Origin of the sequence: Fusobacterium ulcerans, assembly GCF_003019675.1 — a bacterium.
Taxonomy (GTDB): Bacteria; Fusobacteriota; Fusobacteriia; order Fusobacteriales; family Fusobacteriaceae; genus Fusobacterium_A; species Fusobacterium_A ulcerans.
In genome coordinates this window covers 3,335,424-3,357,239 of the sequence record NZ_CP028105.1, presented here as the reverse complement: position 1 = coordinate 3,357,239, position 21,816 = coordinate 3,335,424, and the positions used below count along the sequence as shown (strand labels likewise).

Sequence of the window (21,816 nt, the reverse complement as noted above, 5' to 3'; positions counted from 1 at the left end):
TTCTATTTATAAAACAAAATAATTTTATGTATTAAATATTTCAAAGTTGCACAATATGGGGTATAATATATAATATACTGTAAGCAAGGAAAAAACTAGCTGATAATGAAGGGAGAAACTATTGAAGAAAGTCTTAAATGAAAAAGAAATAGAATTACAAATGGAAAAAGCTTTAGATAAAATTCCATTTGAGATAAAAAAGATAAAGTTTGCTCTTGGAGTAATAAAAAGAATAAAGAAAGTAAAAATGATTTTTAAATTTAAGTAGGGGGAATAATGATATCAGAAAAATTAGTAAAAAGAATAGGAACAATATCAAGAGAATTTGAAAAGTTAGGATATAATTTAGAAGAAGATTTATTAGAATTAGCAGAAATGAGAGAAGATATTGCTGAAAGATTAGAGAATACTAAATATAAAAAAATAGAATTTTATGAAGATAAAGAACTGCATTCTGTAGGAATGACATTGGAAGATGTTCAAATAGAATTTTTTATAACTGAGGGAGAAGATGAAGAGGGACCTTGGTATGAAGCTGAAGCTGAAATAATATTCTTTTAAAATAAATTAAGGAATAAGGGGGAACAAGAGATGAAAATATTTGATGGACATGCAGATATCTGGTTTGATGTTTCTGCAAAAAGAAAAAATGGAGAAGAACATATTGTAAGAGATCATCATCTTGACAGATTTAAAGATGGAAATATTATGGGTGGTATATTTATAGCTTATCTTGATGAAAATGTAGCAGATGAAGAAAAAGAAATGATGTGGATGGTAAATTCAACTATTCATGAAATTAAAAAGAATGAGGATTTATATAATATAATAAAAAAATCAGGAGATTTTAACAAAGGGATAGTAAGTGGAAAGTTAAATGTTCTTATGGGGATAGAAGGGCTTAGAGCAATAAAGAAAAATCTGGACTGGCTGGATACTTTCTATCAGTTGGGCTTTAGACATGCATCACTTACTTGGAATGAGGAAAATGATCTTGGAACAGGAGCAAAGGGGGATGAAAATAGAGGCATAACAGAAATAGGAAAAGCAGCCATAAGAAAGATGAATGAATTAGGCATGGTAGTAGATGTATCTCATGCCAATGAAAAAACTTTCTGGGGAATTTATGAGACAAGTACAAAACCTATAATTGCTTCTCATTCAAATGCCAGAAGTCTTTGTGATCATGTAAGAAATTTAACTGATGAACAGATTAAAGCAATAGCAGAAACTGGAGGGTTAGTAGGAGCAGTTGCTTATAAAGGATTTGTAGATTTAGACAAAGAAAAACAAACAATAGAAAGATATGTTGATCATATAGACCACATGGTATCCCTAGTGGGAGTTAAACATGTGGGAATAGGTTTTGATTTCTGTGAATATCTTCATGTTGACAGAACAGGAAAAGATATGAATCCAAAAGGATTAGAAGATGCTTCCTATGCACAAAATGTCATAGAGGAATTAAGAAAAAGAGAGTATTCAGAAGAGGATATAAGAAAAATAGCGTATGAAAACTTTATGAGAGTAATAGAAATGACTTTTGAAAAATAATTTTAATTGAAAGGATGGAATATGGAAAGAAAATTATTGGTATATGATTCATTTACAACAGAAGTTTTTAAAGGAAATCCTGCTGGAGTCTTAATAGGGGCAGATGGATTAAAAGATGAAGAAATGCAGAATATAGCTAGAGAACTTGGGTATCCTGAAACTGTGTTCTTGTTTTTGAATGACCCTGAAAAAATAAAGGTAAGATTTTTTACTCCAAAAGAAGAGATAGATTTATGTGGACATGCAACTATAGCTTATGGAACAGCCTTGGTAGAATGTGGAATAATAAAAGCTGCTGAGGGAGAAAATAAAATAGATATAGAAACTAATTTAGGGATTCTTCCTATAGTTATAAAAATAAAAAACAACAGAATAGAGAATGTAATGATGTATCAAGCTTCGCCTAAAATAGATAAAAACTTTACTGTAAATAAAACTGAACTAGCAGAAGCATTAAATATCTCTTCTGATAGTTTTGAAGAGAGTATAGAAATAGTAAAGGCGTATACAGGTGTTTGGGATTTGATGATACCTTTGAAAAGAAAAGAAATATTAAATGAAATAGTAGGAAATATGGAGAAAATTAGAAAAATCAGTGAGGAGTTAGATATAATATCTCTTCATCCGTTTTATATGGAAAAAACTGAAAATGAAACAAGGCTTTATGCTAGAAATTTTGCTCCAATAGTTGATATAGATGAAGAAGCAGCAACAGGAACATCTAATGGAGCATTGATATATTATCTATATACAATAGAAAAGATAGAAGCTGGAAAAACTGTTGTAGTTACTCAAGGAGAAAAATTAGGTAGAAAAAGTGAAATTATGGGAAAAATTCAAATTAAAGATGAAAAATTAGATGTACTTATTGGAGGAACAGCAGTAAAATTTGTAGAGGGAAAAATAGAAATATAATTAAATTAAAAAATGAGGTTGTTGAAAATTAGTGATGATTAACTAATTTCTACAGCCTCTTGTTTTTTATTTTTCTATTTCAATTTGGTTCAGCAAAAATAGCTCTCAAAAATGTCAAGTCTATTAAGATTAACAATTAAACTGCTACTAGAATAAAATTAAAGAAAAATTTTTTAAAACTTTTCTGAAAACATAGCAGTAGATTTTTTTATTTAGATTTTATAATAAATTTTTTAATGGTATTTTTTAATTTATATTATCCTGCAATCACAGTCATCTTCTACAACCATAAGATTATCAAGATGTTTTCTGGAAAAATATAAAATGCTTCCCATTGTAAAAAGTATTACAGCGAGAGAAAGAAAGATAGTAAGAAATCCCATATCTTGTGTAAAACCAGCAACTTTTCCAGAAATAATACTTGCAAAGAACATAGTCATGTACCATAATCCCATAAAAAATGTAGAATATCTTTTAGGAGAGAGGCAGTTAAACATGGCAATACCAATAGGAGCTACACAAAGTTCAGACAGAGTATTAAATACATATGCAAGAATAATGAAAATTATATTTGCTTTCATTCCTCCAGAAGTAAGAACTGAAATAGTCATAAAGGCAAAAGCTATTCCCATTGAAAATATACCGATAGAAATTTTTACAGGAATAGTTATATTTCTTTTTCTAAGCTGGCTCCATAACATTGCCAGTATTGGAGAAAAAAGTATTCCAAGTATAGCATTTAAAGCAGCAAACCAAGGAACAGGAATGATAAATCCAAGTAAATTTCTATCAACATGATCTCTTGCATACAAAGTTATAGAGCTAAATGATTGATAAAAAGATGTCCAGAACAGAATAACAAATATTGATATTATCCCCATGGCTTTTATTCTTTTCTTTTCATTTTCAGTAAAGTCAAAAGAGAAAATTGATTTTTTTTCAGTTTTGCATGTGTAACATGGTGATTTTCCAGTATCTTTCAGATATTTAGGAGCAAGACATAAAAAAGAAACAGTCCAAATGATACCAATAATACTGCAAATAAGAAACATAGGTTTATACCCAAAATGTGTAATTTCTCCAGTGATAGTTCTTACAGCAAAGAATTTATCAGCTACTAGACCAGCTGTAAAAGGAGCAAGGAAAGAACCTAGATTTATAAACATATAAAAAAGACTGTAAGCAACTTCTCTTTCAAGAGTACTTTTATGTGAATAAATATTTCCTACAAGATTAGTTCCATTAGCTTTGAAGAATCCATTTCCAATAATGATGGAAAGAAGTCCAAAATATAGTTGATAAATATTAGAACTTGTAAATAAAAGAAAATTTCCAAGAGATATAAAAGCTCCACCTAAAATTATAGATTTTTGCTGTCCTAGATACCTATCTGACAACCATCCACCAATCAATGGAGTAAGATGTAATATTCCTACATAGAACCCATAAAGTGAAGTGGCTTCTTTTGGTGAAAGGCCAATGCCGCCTTTAATAACAGACGTGGTAAAGTAGAGAACAAGCAATGTGGATATTCCATGATATGAAAACCTTTCCCAAGTAATAGTGAAACACATAAGCCAAAAGGAACTGGGATATTTTCTTTTGAGATTATTTATAAAATCCAACAACATAAAAATCCTCCAAAACATTCAATAGCAATCATTTATTCTGCTATTATATAGTATTTCCTATCAAATTAAAAGCAAAATAAAAAAAGGGCACAGAAATATTCTGTGCCATAGATATTTTAATTAATATTTGAATTTTCTAAATGCATGCTTATCAGCACCACAAGGAGGACAAGTCCAATCTTCTGGCAGATCATTGAAAGAAGTTCCAGCTTTAATGCCATGCTCAGCATCACCAACAGCAGGATCATAAACATATCCACACACTTCACACATAAATTTTTCAGTTTCGTTAGTATCATGTTCCTTTACTTCAGCAAAAGCATGCTTGTCAGCACCACAAGGAGGACAAGTCCAATCTTCTGGTAAGTCATTAAAAGAAGTTCCAGCTTTAATACCATGGTCTACATCACCAACAGCAGGATCATAAACATATCCACAAACTTCACATATATATTTTTTCATAGGTAAACCTCCAATAAATTTTTCAGAATAATCTATAAGAATTATATCACGATTTTTATAAAGGGTAAATATGAATTATTAAATTGAGTTGCTGAGTTTTGAATTTTCTTCTAAAGCTTTAACAAGATGCTTGTCAATAAGATAAAGTCTTCTACATACTTCACGAGATATATTCAGAATAAATTTATTAAAGAGCACTATATTAGTTTTAGATAATTTGTGCAATGACATTTTTGAAAACTGTAACACTGACAGTTCACTCATGGCAACAGCAGTTCCAACATATGGAAGTATACCAATAAGAGCAACTTCTCCAAAACAATTTCCAGTAGTGAAAGTTCCTATATCAAAATCAACTTCATCTTTTTTATGAAAAAGTTTAACTATCCCATTTTCGATTATATAAATATTGTTAGGAGAGCTATCTTGCTCAAATATAATTTCACCTTTTTTGTAATTTTTTAATGTCATCAATGAAAGCATTTCTTTGGTTTCCTCTTTGCTGAGAGCACTAAATAGAGGGGTCTTTTCAATTACTTTAAAGATAGTAGAGTATTCATCCATAAATTGATCTTTCATAAAAATTTCCCTCCTTATTTTTTATTCAGGTAACCTTCCAATAAAATATTATTGTATTATTATAATATACCAAATGAAATTTAAAAATCCTTCAAAAAAAGAAAAGTAAGTGAAAGGGTAATTATTTTGGGAAGTCTTAAAGAGATTACAATAACTTTTAAAAAAAAATTAGAATTTCTATTGACTTTTAAAAAAAGTCAAAGTATACTTATATTGAAAGAAGTGTGTTATATTTTTAGAAAAAGCATACATATATATCATAAATGTTGCTTATCTAAGAATTCTATGACATAGCGAGCGTATAAGACAATTGAATATTTATATATAAAATAGAGGTGCATTTATGGAGGTAGTATGGAGATGCTAAGAGAAAAAGCTCTCAATGCTTCATGCGAAGGACGTAGTTGCCGAAAGAAAAAAGATTGCTTATGGTTTTTTTTCTTGGGGGTTGCAGGAATATGCAACAACTGTCACATTTATTGTGGAGAGCTATTTTGGGTTGAGTAAAATCAAGATCAAATCATGCTTACAGTTTAACTATGTCTATTATCACATGCATCTTTTTTAATTTTTTGAAAATTTAAATTTAAGGAATTAGGAGGAAAAAATTATGAAATCAATGATCAGATTAAGAATGAGTTCTCATGATGCGCACTATGGAGGAAATTTAGTTGATGGAGCTAGAATGTTACAATTATTTGGTGACGTTGCTACTGAACTTTTAATCCAAATGGATGGAGACGAGGGATTATTTAAAGCTTATGACAGTGTAGAATTTATGGCTCCTGTATTTGCTGGAGATTTTATAGAAGCTGTTGGTGAAATAGTAAGTTCTGGAAACAGCTCAAGAAAAATGGTTTTTGAAGCTAGAAAGGTTATTGTTCCTAGACCTGATATCAATGATTCAGCAGCAGATGTTTTAACTGAACCAATAGTTGTATGTAGAGCTAGCGGAACTTGCGTAACTCCTAAAGACAAACAAAGAAAAAAATAAAGATAATTTAATCTAATTGAAAGGAGATGGAAATGGAAAAATTAATAATTACAGCTGCTATATGCGGAGCTGAAGTAACTAAAGAACAAAATCCAGCAGTTCCTTATACTGTAGAAGAGATAGTAAGAGAAGCATATGGAGCATACAAAGCTGGAGCTTCAATAATTCACTTACATGTAAGAGAAGATGATGGGACTCCTACTCAATCTAAAGAGAGATTTAAACAATGCATGGATGCAATAAGAGAAAAATGTCCAGATGCAATAATCCAGCCATCTACTGGTGGAGCAGTTGGAATGACAGATCTTGAAAGATTACAACCTACTGAATTAGGACCAGAAATGGCAACTCTAGATTGTGGAACTTGCAATTTTGGTGGAGATGAAGTTTTCACTAATACAGAAAATACTATTAAAAACTTTGGAAAAATAATGATCGAAAGAGGAGTAAAACCTGAAATCGAAGTATTCGACAAAGGAATGGTAGATTATGCTATAAGATATGCAAAACAAGGATTCATCAAAAAACCTATGCATTTTGACTTCGTTTTAGGAGTACAAATGGCAGCAAGTGCAAGAGACCTTGTGTTTATCAGTGAAAGTATCCCAGAAGGTTCTACATGGACAGTAGCTGGAATAGGAAGACATGAATTCCCAATGGCAGCAATGGCTATCACTATGGGTGGACATGTAAGAGTTGGATTTGAAGACAATGTATACATTGAAAAAGGTGTACTTGCTAAATCAAATGGAGAACTTGTAGAAAAAGTTGTAAGATTAGCTAAAGAATTAGGAAGAGAAGTTGCTACTCCTGATGAAGCTAGAGAAATCTTAGGATTAAAAAAATAATTTAACTTGAATGATAGAAACTAAAATATAATTTAAGGAGGAGATTTTAAATGATAAAAGGATGTAAATACGGAACACACAGAGTTATAGAACCACAAGGAGTTTTACCACAACCAGCTTTAAAAATAAATAACGACATGAACATATACTCAAATGAGATATTAATAGATGTAATGGCATTAAACGTTGACTCAGCTTCATTCACTCAAATCGAAGAAGAAGCAGGACACGATGTAGAAAAAATCAAAGCTAAAATAAAAGAAATTGTTGGTGAAAGAGGAAAAATGCAAAACCCTGTAACTGGATCAGGTGGAATGCTTATTGGAACTATCGAAAAAATTGGAGACGATTTAGTTGGAAAAACTGATCTTAAAGTTGGAGATAAAATAGCTACTCTAGTTTCTCTATCTCTTACTCCATTAAAAATAGATGAAATTGTTGATGTAAAACCAGATATCGACAGAGTAGAAATCAAAGGTAAAGCAATACTTTTCGAAAGTGGAATCTATGCTGTATTACCAAAAGATATGCCTGAAACTTTAGCTCTTGCAGCTCTAGATGTAGCTGGAGCACCTGCACAAGTTGCTAAATTAGCTAGACCTTGTCAATCAGTTGTTATCCTTGGATCAGCTGGAAAATCAGGAATGCTTTGTGCTTATGAAGCAGTAAAAAGAGTAGGACCTACTGGAACTGTAATTGGATTAGTAAGAAATGAAAAAGAAGCTGCTCTATTAGCTAGAGTAAGCGACAAAATAAAAGTAGTTATTGCTGATGCTACAAAACCAATCGAAGTATTAAATGCTGTATTAGCTGCTAACGATGGTAAAGAAGTAGATATCGCTATCAACTGTGTAAATGTACAAAATACAGAAATGTCAACAATTTTACCAGTTAAAGATTTAGGAATAGCTTACTTCTTCTCTATGGCAACTTCATTCACTAAAGCTGCTTTAGGTGCTGAAGGTGTAGGAAAAGACGTTACTATGATCGTAGGAAATGGATACACTAAAGACCATGCTGCAATCACTTTAGAAGAATTGAGAGAAAGTGCTGTATTAAGAGAAATATTCAACGAATTATATGTTTAATCTTTTGCCTTAAAAATAACTTAAAAACTAAGACATGAAATTAAAATTAGAGGAGATGATAAAATGAACACAGTTAACACTAGAGCAAAGTTTTTCCCAAATGTAACAGATGAGCAATGGAACGATTGGCATTGGCAAGTAAAAAATAGAATAGAAAGTTTAGAAGACCTTAAAAAATATATCACTTTGAGTGCAGAGGAAGAGGAAGGAGTTAAGAAAACTCTTGAGACTTTAAGAATGGCTGTTACTCCATACTATTTCTCATTGATGGATAATAATGACCCTAACTGTCCAGTTAGAAAACAAGCTATTCCTTCAATAAAAGAAATTCATCAAGCAGAAGCAGATCTTTTAGACCCATTACATGAAGATGAAGATTCTCCAGTTCCTGGATTGACTCACAGATATCCAGACAGAGTACTTCTATTAATAACTGATATGTGTTCAATGTATTGCAGACACTGTACTCGTAGAAGATTTGCTGGAGCAAGTGACGATGCAATGCCTATGGACAGAATAGACAAAGCTATTGAATATATAGCTAAAACTCCACAAGTAAGAGACGTATTATTATCAGGAGGAGACGCTTTATTAGTTTCTGATGAAACTTTAGAATATATCATCAGCAAATTAAGAGCTATTCCTCACGTTGAAATAGTAAGAATCGGATCAAGAACTCCAGTTGTTCTTCCTCAAAGAATAACTCCAGAGTTAGTTGAAATGTTGAAAAAATACCACCCAATCTGGTTAAATACACACTTCAACCATCCAAAAGAAGTAACACCAGAATCTAAAAAAGCTTGTGAATTACTAGCTAACGCAGGAATTCCTCTAGGAAACCAATCAGTTCTTTTAAGAGGAATCAATGACTGTGTACATGTAATGAAAAAATTAGTTCATGAGTTAGTAAAAATGAGAGTAAGACCTTACTACATTTATCAATGTGACCTTTCAATGGGATTAGAGCATTTCAGAACTCCTGTTTCTAAAGGAATCGAAATTATTGAAGGATTAAGAGGACATACATCAGGATATGCTGTACCTACATTCGTAGTTGACGCACCTGGTGGAGGAGGAAAAACTCCTGTAATGCCTCAATATGTAATCTCTCAAGCTCCACATAAAGTTGTATTGAGAAACTTCGAAGGAGTTATCACTACTTATACTGAGCCTGAAGAATATCATGAAGAGTGTCAATGTGAAGATTGTAAAGCTCACAAAACAAACACTGGAGTATCTAAACTTCTAAGTGGTGGAGCTATGGCAATAGAACCAAAAGAACTTGACAGACATAAAAGAAACGAAAAATAATTGACTATATGAGGTAGCGATATGATGGATACTTATGATCTACTGAAAGATTATAAAAGAGTGTCAATAATAGGAATGGAAAAAAATGTAGGAAAAACAACTGTTCTTAATCAATTGATAGAAGATATAGGTACAAAGAAAATAGTTGGACTTACTTCTATTGGAAGAGATGGAGAAGATACAGATGTTGTGACTAATACTCATAAACCTAGAATATATGTTTTTCCAGGAACATTAGTAGCTACTGCCAGAGATTGTTTGAGAAACTGTGATATTACAAAAGAAATTTTGTATACCACAGATTTCTCAACCCCTATGGGGAATATCATAATAATGAGAGCAATTTCAGCAGGTTATGTAGACATAGCAGGTCCTTCTTATAATGCTCAAATAAAGAAAATTTTAGATATAATGGAAAGTTTTGGAAGTGAATTATCTTTAGTAGATGGAGCTTTAAGCAGAAAAGGAAGTGCAGTAGGTGATGTAACAGAAGCTACTATATTGGCAACTGGTGCAGCATTATCTTTAGATATGGGAAAAGTTATTGAAGAAACAGCTAATACTGTATCGCTTCTTACTTTGCCTAGTCTTGAAGATAAAGAGCTGAAAGATAAAATTAATAAAATTTTCCAAGATGCTAGAGTTGGAATAATATATAATGACGGTGAAGTAAAGACTCTGGAAGGCATGGGACCTCTTGAGTCAAATGATGAAATAAAAAATTACCTTAATGACAGAATACAAGCAATAGCTGTTAGGGGAGCTATTACGAAGAAATTCATTGAGATTCTGATCAAAAATAGAGGTAATTTTAAAAATATAAAATTGATAGCAAAAGATGGTACAAAGGTTTTCGTAGATTTTCTAACTCAAAAGAAATTAGAAGCCAGTAGTGTAGAGCTAAGGGTTATGAATACTATAAATCTTCTTTTTGTAACATGCAATCCACGTTCTCCTCTTGGATATGAATTTCCAAAGGATAAATTTAAAAAGTTTTTAGAAGAAAAAATAAAATATAAAGTTGTAGATGTGGTAGGTGAGCGGAATGAGATTTATAGATGATAAAAGTCTAGAGAGATTAGGATTTAGAAAGCTTTTGACAAGAGTTGAAACTCTCTCTCCTTATGGGAAAGCTAAGCTGAAAAAGCTGAAGAACTATTTAAGAGGAGAGGAACAGCTTCTTGAAGAAGAATTTGTAAAAATGGAAGTTTTTATGAATTTTTCTGAAGAAAATAAAAATCTGATTAGAGATATCGAAGGGATAATTCACAGATTAAAAGATATAAAAACAGTTGTAAATAATTGCTTAAAGGAAAATATATTAGATGATGTAGACCTTTTTGAAATAAAGGCACAGGCACTTTTAATGGAGGAATTAAATCTTTTGTTAAAAAAACTGCCAGAGGAACTGAAAGATTTTGATCTGGAAAGCATGGAAGAGATGATTGACGCTCTAGATCCAGATAAAGACAGATTACCTACCTTTTATGTTTATGACAGTTACTCACTTGGACTTAAAATGGTGAGAGATAAGAAAAAAGATGTAGAAAAAAGAATATTCGCTGCGAAAAGCTTTGAAGAAGTATCACAATTAAAAGAAGAGAGATTGGAGATACTTGTAGAAGAAGAGAGAGAAGAGCTGGAAGTGAGAAAACAGCTTACATCTATCTTATTAAAAAAAGCAGAGGGATTTTTGAAAAATATAGATAAAATAGGGAATCTAGATTTTTTAATGGCTAAGGTCAGATTTGCAAAAACTTATGGAGGTATCAGACCTGAGATATCTATAAATAATGAAATAGATGTTGCTGGACTGGTAAATATAGAAGTAAGAGAAATGTTAGAAGCTAAAAGCAAAGCTTTTACTCCAATTGATGTGAAATTAGGATCAGGAGTTACCATAATAACAGGAGCAAATATGGGAGGAAAAAGTGTTGCGTTAAAAACTATAACAGAAAACCTTTTACTTTTCCATATGGGATTCTTTGTTATAGCTGAAAAAGCAAAATTCCCGCTTGTAGATTTCGTATTTTTTATATCAGATGACATGCAGGATATCTCTAAAGGTTTAAGTACTTTTGGAGCTGAAATAATGAAGCTTAAAGAAGTAAATATATTTTTAGATTTAGGAACAGGCTTTGTGGTTTTTGATGAGTTTGCTAGAGGAACTAATCCAAAAGAGGGACAAAAGTTCGTAGAAGCTTTAGCTAAATATCTAAATGATAGACCTACAATATCTCTTATGACTACACATTTTGATGGAATAGTTGGAGATAACATGAATCATTATCAAGTAGTAGGGTTAAAAAATGTGGATTTTGAAAACTTGAGAAGAAAAATAGAACTAAGTAAAAATTCTATGGAACTTATTCAGGAATACATGGACTTCAGACTTGAAAAGGCGGACAAGGCAGAAGTACCAAAAGATGCTTTGAATATAGCAAAATTAATAGGAATAGATAAAAGATTTACGGAAATAATACTTGAAGAGTATATTAAGGAGGATTAAAAGAGATGAATAGCAAACTAAATCTTAACTGGAATTTAGTAGATGAAGCTCGTGAGTCAGCTAAAAAAATTGCTGCGGATGCACAAGTGTTTGTTGATGCCCACAGTACTGTTACTGTAGAAAGAACAATATGTAGATTATTAGGTATAGATGGTATTGATGAATTTGAAGTACCATTACCAAATGTGGTAGTAGACTTTATTAAAGAAAATGGAAATATTTCTCTAGGAGTTGCTAAGTATTTAGGAAATGCAATGTTAGAAACTGGATTGCAGCCACAAGAAATAGCTGAAAGAATTGCTAGAAAAGAATTAGATGTTACAAAAATGAAATGGCATGATGATTTTGAAATTAAATTAGCTCTTAAAGGAATTGCAGAAGCTAATGTAGAAAGAATCAAATCTAACAGAGCAAAAAGAGAAGAGTATTTAAATGTATATGGAGATAAAAAAGGTCCTTACATTTATGTAATTGTTGCTACTGGAAATATCTATGAAGACGTTACACAAGCTGTAGCTGCTGCTAGACAAGGTGCAGATGTAATAGCTGTTATCAGAACTACAGGACAATCTTTATTGGACTATGTTCCATATGGAGCTACAACTGAAGGATTTGGTGGGACAATGGCTACTCAGGAAAACTTCAGAATCATGAGAAAAGCTCTTGATGAAGTTGGAGTAGAATTAAAAAGATACATAAGACTTTGTAACTACTGTTCAGGACTTTGTATGCCTGAGATAGCTGCAATGGGAGCTCTTGAAAGACTAGATATGATGCTGAATGATGCATTATATGGAATATTATTCAGAGATATCAACATGAAGAGAACTTTAGTTGACCAATTCTTCTCAAGAGTTATCAACGGATTTGCAGGAGTTATTATCAATACAGGAGAAGATAACTATTTGACTACAGCTGATGCTATTGAAGAAGCTCATACAGTTTTAGCTTCTCAATTTATCAATGAACAGTTTGCATTAGTTGCTGGATTACCAGAGGAACAAATGGGACTAGGACATGCATTTGAAATACATCCAGATACTAAAAACGGATTCTTACTTGAATTAGCTCAAGCTCAAATGGCTAGAGAGATATTCCCTAAGGCACCATTGAAATACATGCCGCCTACAAAATTTATGACAGGAAATATCTTCAAAGGGCATGTACAAGATGCTTTATTCAACATGGTTACTATAATGACTAATCAAAAAGTACACTTGCTAGGAATGCTTACAGAAGCTATCCATACTCCATTTATGTCAGATAGAGCACTTTCTATAGAAAATGCTAAATATATCTTTAATAATATGGAAGATTTTGGAAATGATATTGAATTTAAAAAAGATGGTATAATGGTAAATAGAGCTAAAGAGGTTCTTGAAAAAGCTGCTGAACTATTAAAAACTATAGAAGGAATAGGAATATTCAAGACTCTTGAAGGTGGAATTTTTGCTGGTATAAAAAGACCATTAGATGGAGGAAAAGGTCTAGCTGGAGTATTTGAAAAAGATTCTAGTTACTTTAATCCATTTATAGAATTAATGCTTGGAGGTAATAGATAATGTCTGGAGGTTTATATTCTACTGATAAAAAAGAATTTGATAAAACACTTGATCTTACACAATTAAGACCATATGGAGATACAATGAATGATGGTAAAGTTCAAATGAGCTTTACTCTTCCAGTACCTAATAATGAAAAAGGTGTGGAAGCTGCTATACAATTAGCTAAAAAAATGGGATTTATAGATCCAGCTGTTGCTTTTTCTGAAGCATTAGATAAAGAATTCTCATTCTATGTAGTGTATGGAATTACATCTCATAATGTAGATTATACTAACATAAAAGTACAAGCTTTAGAAATAGATACAATGGATATGCATGAATGTGAAGAATACATTGCTGAAAATATAGGAAGAAATGTAGTAATGATAGGAGCTAGTACAGGAACAGATGCTCATACAGTTGGAATCGACGCTATCATGAATATGAAAGGATATGCAGGACATTATGGACTTGAAAGATATAAGGGAGTAGAAGCATACAACCTTGGAAGTCAGGTTACAAATGAAGAGTTTATCCAGAAAGCTATTGAATTAAAAGCTGATGCTTTAATAGTTTCACAAACTGTAACTCAAAAAGATGTTCACATTCAAAATTTAACTAACTTAGTTGAATTATTAGAAGCTGAAGGGTTGAGAGATAAAGTTATCTTAATAGCTGGAGGAGCTAGAATTACTAATGAATTAGCAAAAGAGTTAGGATATGATGCAGGATTTGGTCCAGGAAAATATGCTGATGATGTTGCAACTTACATTGTAAAAGAAATGGTTCAAAGAGGAATGGTTAAGAAATAAAATAAACAGTTTTGAGATTTAAGAAGCTCTGAATGAAAATTTGCTTGAATCACTAGTGATTTAATGCTAAAATATCATTCAGGGCTCTCTTTAATTTATGAGAGAATAATGAAAAGGGTGAGGGAGAAAATGAGACTTTTAAAAACAGCGTTAATTTCATTATTTATGATTGGAACAGCAGCTTTTTCTTTCGATGGAGATACAAGTTGGACTACAGTTGCAATATATGACAATGAGATGCCAGAGAATGTTATTTTAAATGAAAAATACAATGGCGGTCATCCAAAAGTACTTGATTATGTTTTTGTAAGAACAAGAACAGCAAATTTAAGAGATTTACCAAGTACAAAAGGGAAAATCATAAAAAAATTCAATTATGATGCAAAGTTAAAAGCTTTAGAAAAAATATATGACTACGGAAACTACTGGTATAAAGTAGAAACAGATAAAGGTGAAACGGGATATATTTCTTCTATGGTGGTAAGAAAGAGAATGTTTAGATTTGAAAAAGCTCTGGATAAGATAAATGAGCTTGAAAATTTCATCACAAAGGAGATGGAAGAAGGAAGAGAAGTAGTAAGTACAAATTCATATGTACCTAATCCTAATAATGTGGATTTTAAAAGAGAAAAGGATAAATATGGAACTTCTCTTGATCAAAACATAGTTGGATGGTATGGAAAAGAAAAAATATATGTTCCAGACAGATCAGTACTTTCTATTGTAGAGCGTGGTGATAAAACTTCAAAAGTACATGTAGCTTCAATAAAAGAACCTCTTGTTATTGAAAATAAGAGAATATCTAGAAATCCTAAAATAGATAAAGATTTTAGAAAGGTTGTAGCTATAGATATAGAAAACCAAAACCTTATTATCTTTGAAAAGAATGAAGATGATAAGTGGGAAGTAGTATCATATGTGTATAGTAAAACTGGAATAGAAAGTGAAGTAGGATTTGAAACACCAAAAGGATTTTTTATAGCTCCAATGGCAAAATATATAATGCCATATAATAGTGAAGTAGGAGAAAAACAAGGATATGCAAGATATGCTATCAGATTTTCTGGTGGAGGATATCTTCACGGAACACCTATAAACTATGAAGAAGATGCTAATAGAGAGTTCTTTATGAGACAAAAGGAAAAAACGTTAGGGACATTTACAGGAACTAGAAAATGTGTAAGAACGACAGAACCTCATGCAAAATATCTTTTTGAATGGATGGTTAAAGCTCCAAATAAAAGCAGAAATGAACAGGTTCCAAGTGAAAATGTAATGTTTGTTATTTTCTAAAATAGTTTTGAGGAGGAAAAATGAAAAAAGTATTACTTGTATTATCTGCTTCGCTTCTTGTTATCCTGACTGGATGTTCTTCAGTAGACAACCAGCCTCTAAAAGAACTTGTTATTGAAGAAACTGAAAATCAATTTGTAATGGAAGATATAGATGTTTCTAAAAAAACTCTTGAAGAAATCATAGTATTTAATGAAAAAGGTGTTACAATCAGAAGAGAAGGAAACAACTTAGTACTATCTATGCCTGAACTTGTGCTTTTTGACTTTAATAAATATGAAGTAAAAAATAAAATTAAAGGAAGCTTAAATGCACTGGCAAAAGCATTGGAAGAAAATCCAGATATTAGAATCAAAATAGACGGATATACTGACTTCATAGGAAGTGAAGGATATAATCTTGAACTTTCTGTAAAAAGAGCAGACGCAATAAAAGACTATCTAACTAACAAAGGAGTAAAAGCATCTAATATTTCTATTGAAGGATATGGAAAACAAAACCCTATTGCTTCTAATCAAACAGAAACTGGAAGAGCTAAAAATAGAAGAGTTGAATTTATAATTTCAAGAGATAAATTTTAATTATTAAAAATTATTGCACATTATATAAATATAAGAGAGGATAGCAAAAATAAGGTTAAAAAACTTTTTATTTTTGTTATCCTTTCTTTTTTTTATTACTTGGGAGATATTTAAGATTATATATCATTATTTCTGATATACCAAATATGTAAATTTTGATATATAATTTGAAAAGAAATTAAGGTATAATTATTGTAGAAAAGCTATCATAAAAAGGGGAAAAAATATGAAAGTATTAATAACTGGTGCAACAGGAGGAATAGGAAGGACTTTAATAGAAGTATTTTATAGAAACGGCTGGGAAATATTAGCTGTAGGAAGAAATGAAAATATTCTTAAAGAGTTAAAAGAAAAATATAAAGAAAAATTAAGTATATATCCTACAGATATGGGAAATGAAGAAAATATAGATATTTTATTTAAAGAGTTAGATGGAATGTGTATAGAGCTTTTAATAAATGGAGCTGGAATTGGAGAATTAGGATATTTTGAAGAGATCTCTTATGAAGATGAAAAAAATATGATAGATATAAATATTACTGCACTTCTTAAATTTACAAAATATTTTTATGGAAAGGCAGAAGGGATAATAAATATATCTTCCACTGCTGGATTTCAATATGGAGGTCCTTTAATGAGTGGATATTATGCAACAAAGGCTTTTGTAAATAGCTTTACATTTGGATTGATAGGAGAAAAGGGAAAAACAAGAATGATGTTATTATGTCCAGGGCCTACCCTTACAAATTTTAAAGGAGTAAATAAAAAACTTAAAGGATCAGCAAAATTTTATACTACAACTCCAGAAGAGGTAGCAGAAAAATGTTATTCTGACTACTTAAAAGGAAAGAGAGTTTCAATTCCAGGAAAAATAAATAAATTATTGTATTTTTTTAATAAAATGATGCCTATTATGTCTCAATTAAAGACGATAAAAAAAATTCAAGAGAAAAAAATAAAAAAATAGTTTCATTTTTGTAGAAAAATGGTATAATAATTTTTATCACAAGGGGGATACGAATGAAGAAAAAACTTATATACCTGTTTGTAATTATGGCTCTTTTCACAGGATGTACATACTTCAAAGTAAGAGAAGCATTTAAAGAGGCAGATAAGGGTGAATATACAAAATCTTTATATAATCTGGCAGATATATTAAAGAGTAATAGTGAAGATAGAAGAACACTGGATGCGTTTGAACTTATATATCCAATGGGAGAAAAAGAATATTATGATAAGCTTGATATGACGAGAAATAGAGATCTTGTAGGATATACAAAAGCTCTTTTAAATCTTTTGAGAGTACAGGAAATATATTATTCTTTACCAGAAGAAAGCAGAAATTCAATAGCTATTATAACTCCACCTCCTGAAGAGAGAAATAAAGTAAAACAAGAAAGTGCAGAAAGCTTTTTTAAGTTGGGAAATGGATTTCAGGCTGAAACTATAGAAGATAAGCTTAGAAAATTTGGATTCTATTCAGAGGCTAAAAAATATGACATTGATAATAGAAAAGATATAGCTAAAAAATATTCAGAAAGTATGGAAAATGCAAGAGTAAGATTTAATCTAGTAATGAATGTATTATCTGGAAGAAAGAGTTTCAGTGATGATTTTAAAAGATATACTATAAGTAATATAGGAACTTATCCTCTATTTACAGTAAATGACAGAAGTAAAGTTAATGCTGATTTAGATATATCCCTTAGTAATTTTTATTATTCACCTCCTTCAGTACAGGTGATAAGTGGGATAGATAGTTATTTTGAAACTAGAGTAAGAAGAGTAATGAAAAAAGTAGTTACTAGTGAAATGGTAAATGGAAAAGTTGTAGAAAGAGTAAAATATGTTCCAGTAGATGAAGAATATGAAGTTGAAATATTCTATAAATATGAAAAATATATAAAAACAACATATGCAGAATATGAATTAGCATATACTTTAAAGGATAGAAAAGATGGCAGAATAATAGCCAGAAACAGTAATAAAGTAAGATATACTGATGAAGCAGCATGGATGAGATTCTATCCAATAACACATATCAAAGGTGGATATCGTAGATTTCCTATAAGTGAAAATGAAAAATATGTGTTAGACGAGGCTACTATTGTAAGAAGAGCAATGTTAAAAGGAACAGATCAAATAAATTCAGAATTGAAAGCACTTGATTCTAATAGAATAATAGGATGGTAATAATTTTAAAGAATATAATAATGTAACAGGGGAGGAAAATTTATGTTAGCAAAAGGAATGGAGAGTAGAAATTTAGTAGACAAGGTATTCAGTATAGCTAAAAAAGCTAAAGAAGCTGCTGAAAAATATGGAGATGAAAAAGTAGTAAATGCAACAATAGGATCTCTTTATGATGAAAATGGAAAACTAGTAGTTTTAAAATCGGTAACAGAAACATATAAAGAACTGCCACCTGAAGAAATAGCAGGGTATGCATCAGCATTTACAGGAAGCTCTGAGTATAAGGAAAGCGTGAAAAGATCTGTTCTTGGAGATAACTATAAAGAAGAGTTTAAAAATCATTACATGGAAGTAATAGGAACTCCTGGAGGGACTGGAGCAGTAAGCAACAGTGTAAAAAATTATTTGAATGAAGGAGACACACTTCTTCTTCCAAAATGGCTGTGGAGTCCATATATTCTTATGGCTTCTGAAAGAAAAGGAGATTGTGAATATTACACAATATTTGACGAGAATGGGAAATTTGATCTCAATGATTTTTCAGAAAAAATATTTAAACTGGCAGAGAAACAAGAAAATGTAGTAGTTATTATAAATGATCCATGTCAAAATCCTACTGGATATAAATTAACTATCGATGAATGGAAAAGTGTTTTGAATATATTTGAAAAAGCAACAGAAAAAGCTAATATAATTTTAATAAATGATATAGCATATATAGATTTTGATGATAGAAATGAAGAGGAAAAGAAAGAATACAGAAATCTATTTAAAAATCTTTCATCAAAAATTCTTGTTATATTTGCTTTCAGTCTTTCAAAATCATTAACTAGCTATGGACTGAGAGTAGGAGCTCAATTAGCTCTTTCAAGTGATAAGAAGGTCATAGAAGAGTTTGAAAAGGCTAACTCATATTCTTGTCGTTCAACATGGTCAAATATCTCTAGAGGAGGTATGAAAATGTTCAGTGACATTGTGCTTAATGAGGAAAAATATAAGTTGTTGAAAGAAGAAAGAGAAATGTACAGACTGCTTATAAAAGAAAGAGCAGATATCTTTATTAAAGAAGCAAAAGAATGTAACTTAAAACTTTTACCTTACAAAACTGGATTCTTCTTAACAATTCCTACAGGAAAATTGACAGATAAAGTTGCTGAGGTATTAGAAAGAGAAAATATATATACAGTGGTACTGGATGAAGGAATAAGAATTGCAGTATGTAGTGTAACAAAGAAAAAAATAACTGGTTTAGCTGGAAGAATAAAAAGAGCTATAGACGAGGTTTCTAAATAATATTAAATAAAAGTTATATGGAGTATTTATAAAATATATTTAAAGAGAAGTTAACATTTTAAATTTCTATCACAAAGACTATTCAATAATTGGATAATATGTGGTATTATCTTATTATAGAAACATAAATTTGTACCTTTTAAAATACTCAAGGAAGGGTGATAGATAATGAAAGAATTAGATTTAAGAAAAGTAACTGACGAAGTAGAAAGAATGTGTATAGAAGGAAACTACTTTATCGGAAAAGAAGTTTTAGACAAAATTAAAGAAGCTTATGCTAAAGAAGAATCAGAAGTAGGTAAAAATATTCTTGGACAAATTATTGAAAATGATGAAATAGCAGCAAATGAGCAAGTTCCTATGTGTCAAGATACAGGAATCGTAGTAGTGTTCTTAGAAATAGGAACGGAAGTAAAAATTTCTGGAGATATATACGAAGCTGTTAATGAAGGAATCAGAAGAGGATATGAAAAAGGATATTTGAGAAAATCAGTTGTAAAAGATCCTTTAGACAGAGTAAATACTAAAGACAACTCACCTGCTGTTATTCATACTACTCTTGTGCCTGGATCAGATAAAGTTAAAATAATAGTAGCTCCTAAAGGTGGAGGTTCTGAAAACATGAGTGTTCTAAGAATGCTAAAACCATCTGATGGAATAGAAGGAATCAAAAAATTAGTTATTGAAACTATAAAAAATGCTGGAGGAAATCCATGCCCACCTATTATAGTAGGAATAGGTATAGGAGGAAACTTCGAAAAATGTGCAATTCTTGCTAAAGAAGCACTAATGAGAGATATCAATGATAAGAGCAGCAGTCCTATCAATGCTAAATTAGAAGAAGAATTACTAGAACTTATAAATAAAACTGGAGTTGGACCACTAGGACTAGGAGGAAGAACTACAGCTTTAGCAGTTAAAGTTGAAACTTATCCATGTCACATAGCAGCTCTTCCAGTTGCTATTAATCTTAACTGCCATGCAGCTAGACATAAAGAAGTAGAACTATAATTTTGAGTTTAAGCTGAACAATAATAAATATAAGTTTTAGGAGGGATCAATAATGGAATATAAAATCACAACACCATTAAAAGAAGAAGATATAGTAAAATTAAATGCAGGAGATACAGTAAAAATTACTGGAGTTATATATACAGCAAGAGATGCAGCTCATGCTAGACTTGTAAAATTACTAGAAGAAGGAAAAGAGCTTCCTATAGATGTAAGAGGGCAAATAATATATTATGTAGGACCTACACCAGCTAAACCAGGAAAACCAATTGGAAGTGCTGGGCCAACTACAAGTTACAGAATGGATGCCTATGCACCTAGACTTATAAAAGAAGGATTAAAAGGAATGGTAGGTAAAGGAGCTAGATCTAAAGAAGTTAAAGATGCTATTGTTTCTGAAAAAGCTGTATATTTTGCAGCAGTAGGAGGAGCAGCAGCTCTTATAGCAAAATCTATCAAAAAAGCTGAAATCATCACTTATGAAGATTTAGGAGCTGAAGCATTAAGAAGATTAGAAGTTGTAGACTTCCCAGCTATAGTTATCAATGATATCTACGGAGGAGATCTTTACCAAGAAGGACAAAAACAATGGAATGAACTAGATAAATAGTTCTAAATAAGTTAAAAATTAAAGACTCTCTGCATAAGGGAGTCTTTTTTAGTTCTTGATATACCCTAAAATTTTTTCAATAAAATTTTTCTTTTTTTTAGTTTCACTTCTTTTTGCTATTTCATTTTTTAAATATTTTTTATTTTTGTTGTTAGGACACATCATACACATTTTAGCCTTACATATACAACAATTTTCTTCTAATTTTTCTAATTTCTTTATATAAAATTCCAGATTTTCCACTTTTATCTCCTTCAAAGAATTTTTTGTTTTTATTATATCATGAATCTTAATAAAAAATATATTATGGTTAAATGAATAATTAATAAAAAAATATATTTAAAGAAAAATTATTAAAGTATTTAAAAAATAGCAAAAGTTCTTTATATAAAGATAAAAAATAAAGTTTTTTTAGTACATTGTTCCTTCTTTTTTAGCATTTTTAAATTATTTAGATTTTAAGGCTATAGAAAGCAATATCCCTATTGACATTTTATAAAAAAAAAGGTATCCTTAATTAGTAGGTATGAAAGAAATTTTTTGAATTTAAGAAGTGTTATAATTTATTTTATCTTAGTATATTACAAA

The 21,816-nt window shown here is 30.7% G+C and carries 23 protein-coding genes and 1 riboswitch; of the genes, 19 read left to right on the top strand and 4 right to left on the bottom strand.

Translation table 11 applies throughout. The annotated features are described in order from the left end of the window. Positions 1–121 precede the first annotated feature (121 nt). Genes C4N20_RS16560 through C4N20_RS15510 form a run of 4 tightly spaced genes read left to right on the top strand, consistent with a single transcriptional unit; the run spans position 122 to position 2,469 of the window. Positions 122–268 carry a hypothetical protein gene (locus tag C4N20_RS16560; RefSeq protein WP_005979958.1) on the top strand — a complete coding sequence of 49 codons (147 nt, stop codon included), beginning with the start codon at positions 122–124 and terminating at the stop codon, positions 266–268. Positions 269–276: 8 nt separating this feature from the next. Then, positions 277–561, top strand: coding sequence for a hypothetical protein (locus tag C4N20_RS15520; protein WP_005979956.1), 285 nt, complete (start codon positions 277–279; stop codon positions 559–561). A 30-nt stretch (positions 562–591) separates the two neighbouring features. Continuing rightward, complete coding sequence (locus C4N20_RS15515; RefSeq protein WP_005979953.1) at positions 592–1,554, top strand: dipeptidase; 963 nt, start codon at positions 592–594, stop codon at positions 1,552–1,554. Positions 1,555–1,575: 21 nt separating this feature from the next. Further along, entirely contained in the window at positions 1,576–2,469 is an 894-nt protein-coding gene (locus C4N20_RS15510; RefSeq protein ID WP_005979951.1) for a PhzF family phenazine biosynthesis protein, read from the top strand. 251 nt (positions 2,470–2,720) lie between these two features. On the opposite strand, the gene C4N20_RS15505 is transcribed toward C4N20_RS15510, so the two are convergent. The 3 genes from C4N20_RS15505 to C4N20_RS15495 all read right to left on the bottom strand — a co-directional run bounded on the left by C4N20_RS15505 (position 2,721) and on the right by C4N20_RS15495 (position 5,141). Then, positions 2,721–4,100, bottom strand: a complete 1,380-nt coding sequence (locus tag C4N20_RS15505) for a peptide MFS transporter (protein ID WP_005979949.1) — start codon at positions 4,098–4,100, stop codon at positions 2,721–2,723. A 120-nt stretch (positions 4,101–4,220) separates the two neighbouring features. Next, positions 4,221–4,562: a rubredoxin gene (locus C4N20_RS16870; protein ID WP_005979947.1), complete on the bottom strand. Its 342-nt coding sequence runs from the start codon at positions 4,560–4,562 to the stop codon at positions 4,221–4,223. Positions 4,563–4,640: 78 nt separating this feature from the next. Next, positions 4,641–5,141 (bottom strand): Crp/Fnr family transcriptional regulator, encoded by a 501-nt coding sequence (locus C4N20_RS15495; protein WP_005979945.1) that lies wholly within the window; start codon positions 5,139–5,141, stop codon positions 4,641–4,643. A gap of 322 nt (positions 5,142–5,463) precedes the next feature. After that, positions 5,464–5,641, top strand: a riboswitch (Lysine riboswitch). Between the two features lie 110 nt (positions 5,642–5,751). On the opposite strand from C4N20_RS15495, the gene kal reads away from it, so the two are divergent. From kal to C4N20_RS15420, 15 genes are all read left to right on the top strand, one after another. Next, entirely contained in the window at positions 5,752–6,135 is a 384-nt protein-coding gene (kal, locus tag C4N20_RS15490) for a 3-aminobutyryl-CoA ammonia lyase (RefSeq protein WP_005979942.1), read from the top strand. A 32-nt stretch (positions 6,136–6,167) separates the two neighbouring features. Beyond that, positions 6,168–6,983 (top strand): 3-keto-5-aminohexanoate cleavage enzyme, encoded by an 816-nt coding sequence (gene kce / locus C4N20_RS15485; protein ID WP_005979940.1) that lies wholly within the window; start codon positions 6,168–6,170, stop codon positions 6,981–6,983. A gap of 50 nt (positions 6,984–7,033) precedes the next feature. Continuing rightward, the gene (kdd, locus tag C4N20_RS15480) at positions 7,034–8,071 is read left to right on the top strand and encodes an L-erythro-3,5-diaminohexanoate dehydrogenase (RefSeq protein WP_005979939.1); all 1,038 of its coding nucleotides are present in this window, start codon (positions 7,034–7,036) and stop codon (positions 8,069–8,071) included. Between the two features lie 63 nt (positions 8,072–8,134). Further along, positions 8,135–9,382, top strand: coding sequence for a lysine 2,3-aminomutase (gene kamA / locus C4N20_RS15475; protein ID WP_005979937.1), 1,248 nt, complete (start codon positions 8,135–8,137; stop codon positions 9,380–9,382). Positions 9,383–9,403: 21 nt separating this feature from the next. Further along, on the top strand, positions 9,404–10,444 hold the full coding sequence (kamB, locus tag C4N20_RS15470) for a lysine 5,6-aminomutase reactivase subunit KamB (protein WP_005979935.1): 1,041 nt from the start codon (positions 9,404–9,406) through the stop codon (positions 10,442–10,444). After that, complete coding sequence (gene kamC / locus C4N20_RS15465) at positions 10,428–11,891, top strand: lysine 5,6-aminomutase reactivase ATPase KamC (RefSeq protein WP_005979933.1); 1,464 nt, start codon at positions 10,428–10,430, stop codon at positions 11,889–11,891. Before kamB ends, kamC begins: the two co-directional genes overlap by 17 nt. A 5-nt stretch (positions 11,892–11,896) precedes the next feature. Then, positions 11,897–13,453: a lysine 5,6-aminomutase subunit alpha gene (kamD, locus tag C4N20_RS15460; protein ID WP_005979931.1), complete on the top strand. Its 1,557-nt coding sequence runs from the start codon at positions 11,897–11,899 to the stop codon at positions 13,451–13,453. Beyond that, positions 13,453–14,247, top strand: coding sequence for a lysine 5,6-aminomutase subunit beta (kamE, locus tag C4N20_RS15455; RefSeq protein ID WP_005979929.1), 795 nt, complete (start codon positions 13,453–13,455; stop codon positions 14,245–14,247). Before kamD ends, kamE begins: the two co-directional genes overlap by 1 nt. Before the next feature lie 129 nt (positions 14,248–14,376). Then, positions 14,377–15,540, top strand: coding sequence for a L,D-transpeptidase family protein (locus C4N20_RS15450; RefSeq protein WP_005979927.1), 1,164 nt, complete (start codon positions 14,377–14,379; stop codon positions 15,538–15,540). Between the two features lie 20 nt (positions 15,541–15,560). Next, a complete protein-coding gene (locus C4N20_RS15445; RefSeq protein ID WP_005979925.1) occupies positions 15,561–16,121 on the top strand; it encodes an OmpA family protein in 561 nt (186 codons plus the stop codon). A gap of 226 nt (positions 16,122–16,347) precedes the next feature. Continuing rightward, positions 16,348–17,088, top strand: a complete 741-nt coding sequence (locus C4N20_RS15440; RefSeq protein ID WP_106878602.1) for an SDR family NAD(P)-dependent oxidoreductase — start codon at positions 16,348–16,350, stop codon at positions 17,086–17,088. A gap of 53 nt (positions 17,089–17,141) precedes the next feature. Beyond that, entirely contained in the window at positions 17,142–18,314 is a 1,173-nt protein-coding gene (locus tag C4N20_RS15435; protein ID WP_005979920.1) for a hypothetical protein, read from the top strand. A gap of 42 nt (positions 18,315–18,356) precedes the next feature. Beyond that, positions 18,357–19,607 carry an aminotransferase class I/II-fold pyridoxal phosphate-dependent enzyme gene (locus C4N20_RS15430; protein WP_005979918.1) on the top strand — a complete coding sequence of 417 codons (1,251 nt, stop codon included), beginning with the start codon at positions 18,357–18,359 and terminating at the stop codon, positions 19,605–19,607. A gap of 168 nt (positions 19,608–19,775) precedes the next feature. Next, positions 19,776–20,618, top strand: a complete 843-nt coding sequence (locus C4N20_RS15425) for a fumarate hydratase (protein ID WP_005979915.1) — start codon at positions 19,776–19,778, stop codon at positions 20,616–20,618. A gap of 52 nt (positions 20,619–20,670) precedes the next feature. Next, the gene (locus tag C4N20_RS15420) at positions 20,671–21,228 is read left to right on the top strand and encodes a Fe-S-containing hydro-lyase (RefSeq protein ID WP_005979913.1); all 558 of its coding nucleotides are present in this window, start codon (positions 20,671–20,673) and stop codon (positions 21,226–21,228) included. Positions 21,229–21,276: 48 nt separating this feature from the next. Here the strand turns inward: C4N20_RS15420 and C4N20_RS15415 are convergent, their stop codons facing one another. Then, positions 21,277–21,471 carry a hypothetical protein gene (locus tag C4N20_RS15415; protein WP_005979911.1) on the bottom strand — a complete coding sequence of 65 codons (195 nt, stop codon included), beginning with the start codon at positions 21,469–21,471 and terminating at the stop codon, positions 21,277–21,279. Positions 21,472–21,816: the final 345 nt, after the last annotated feature.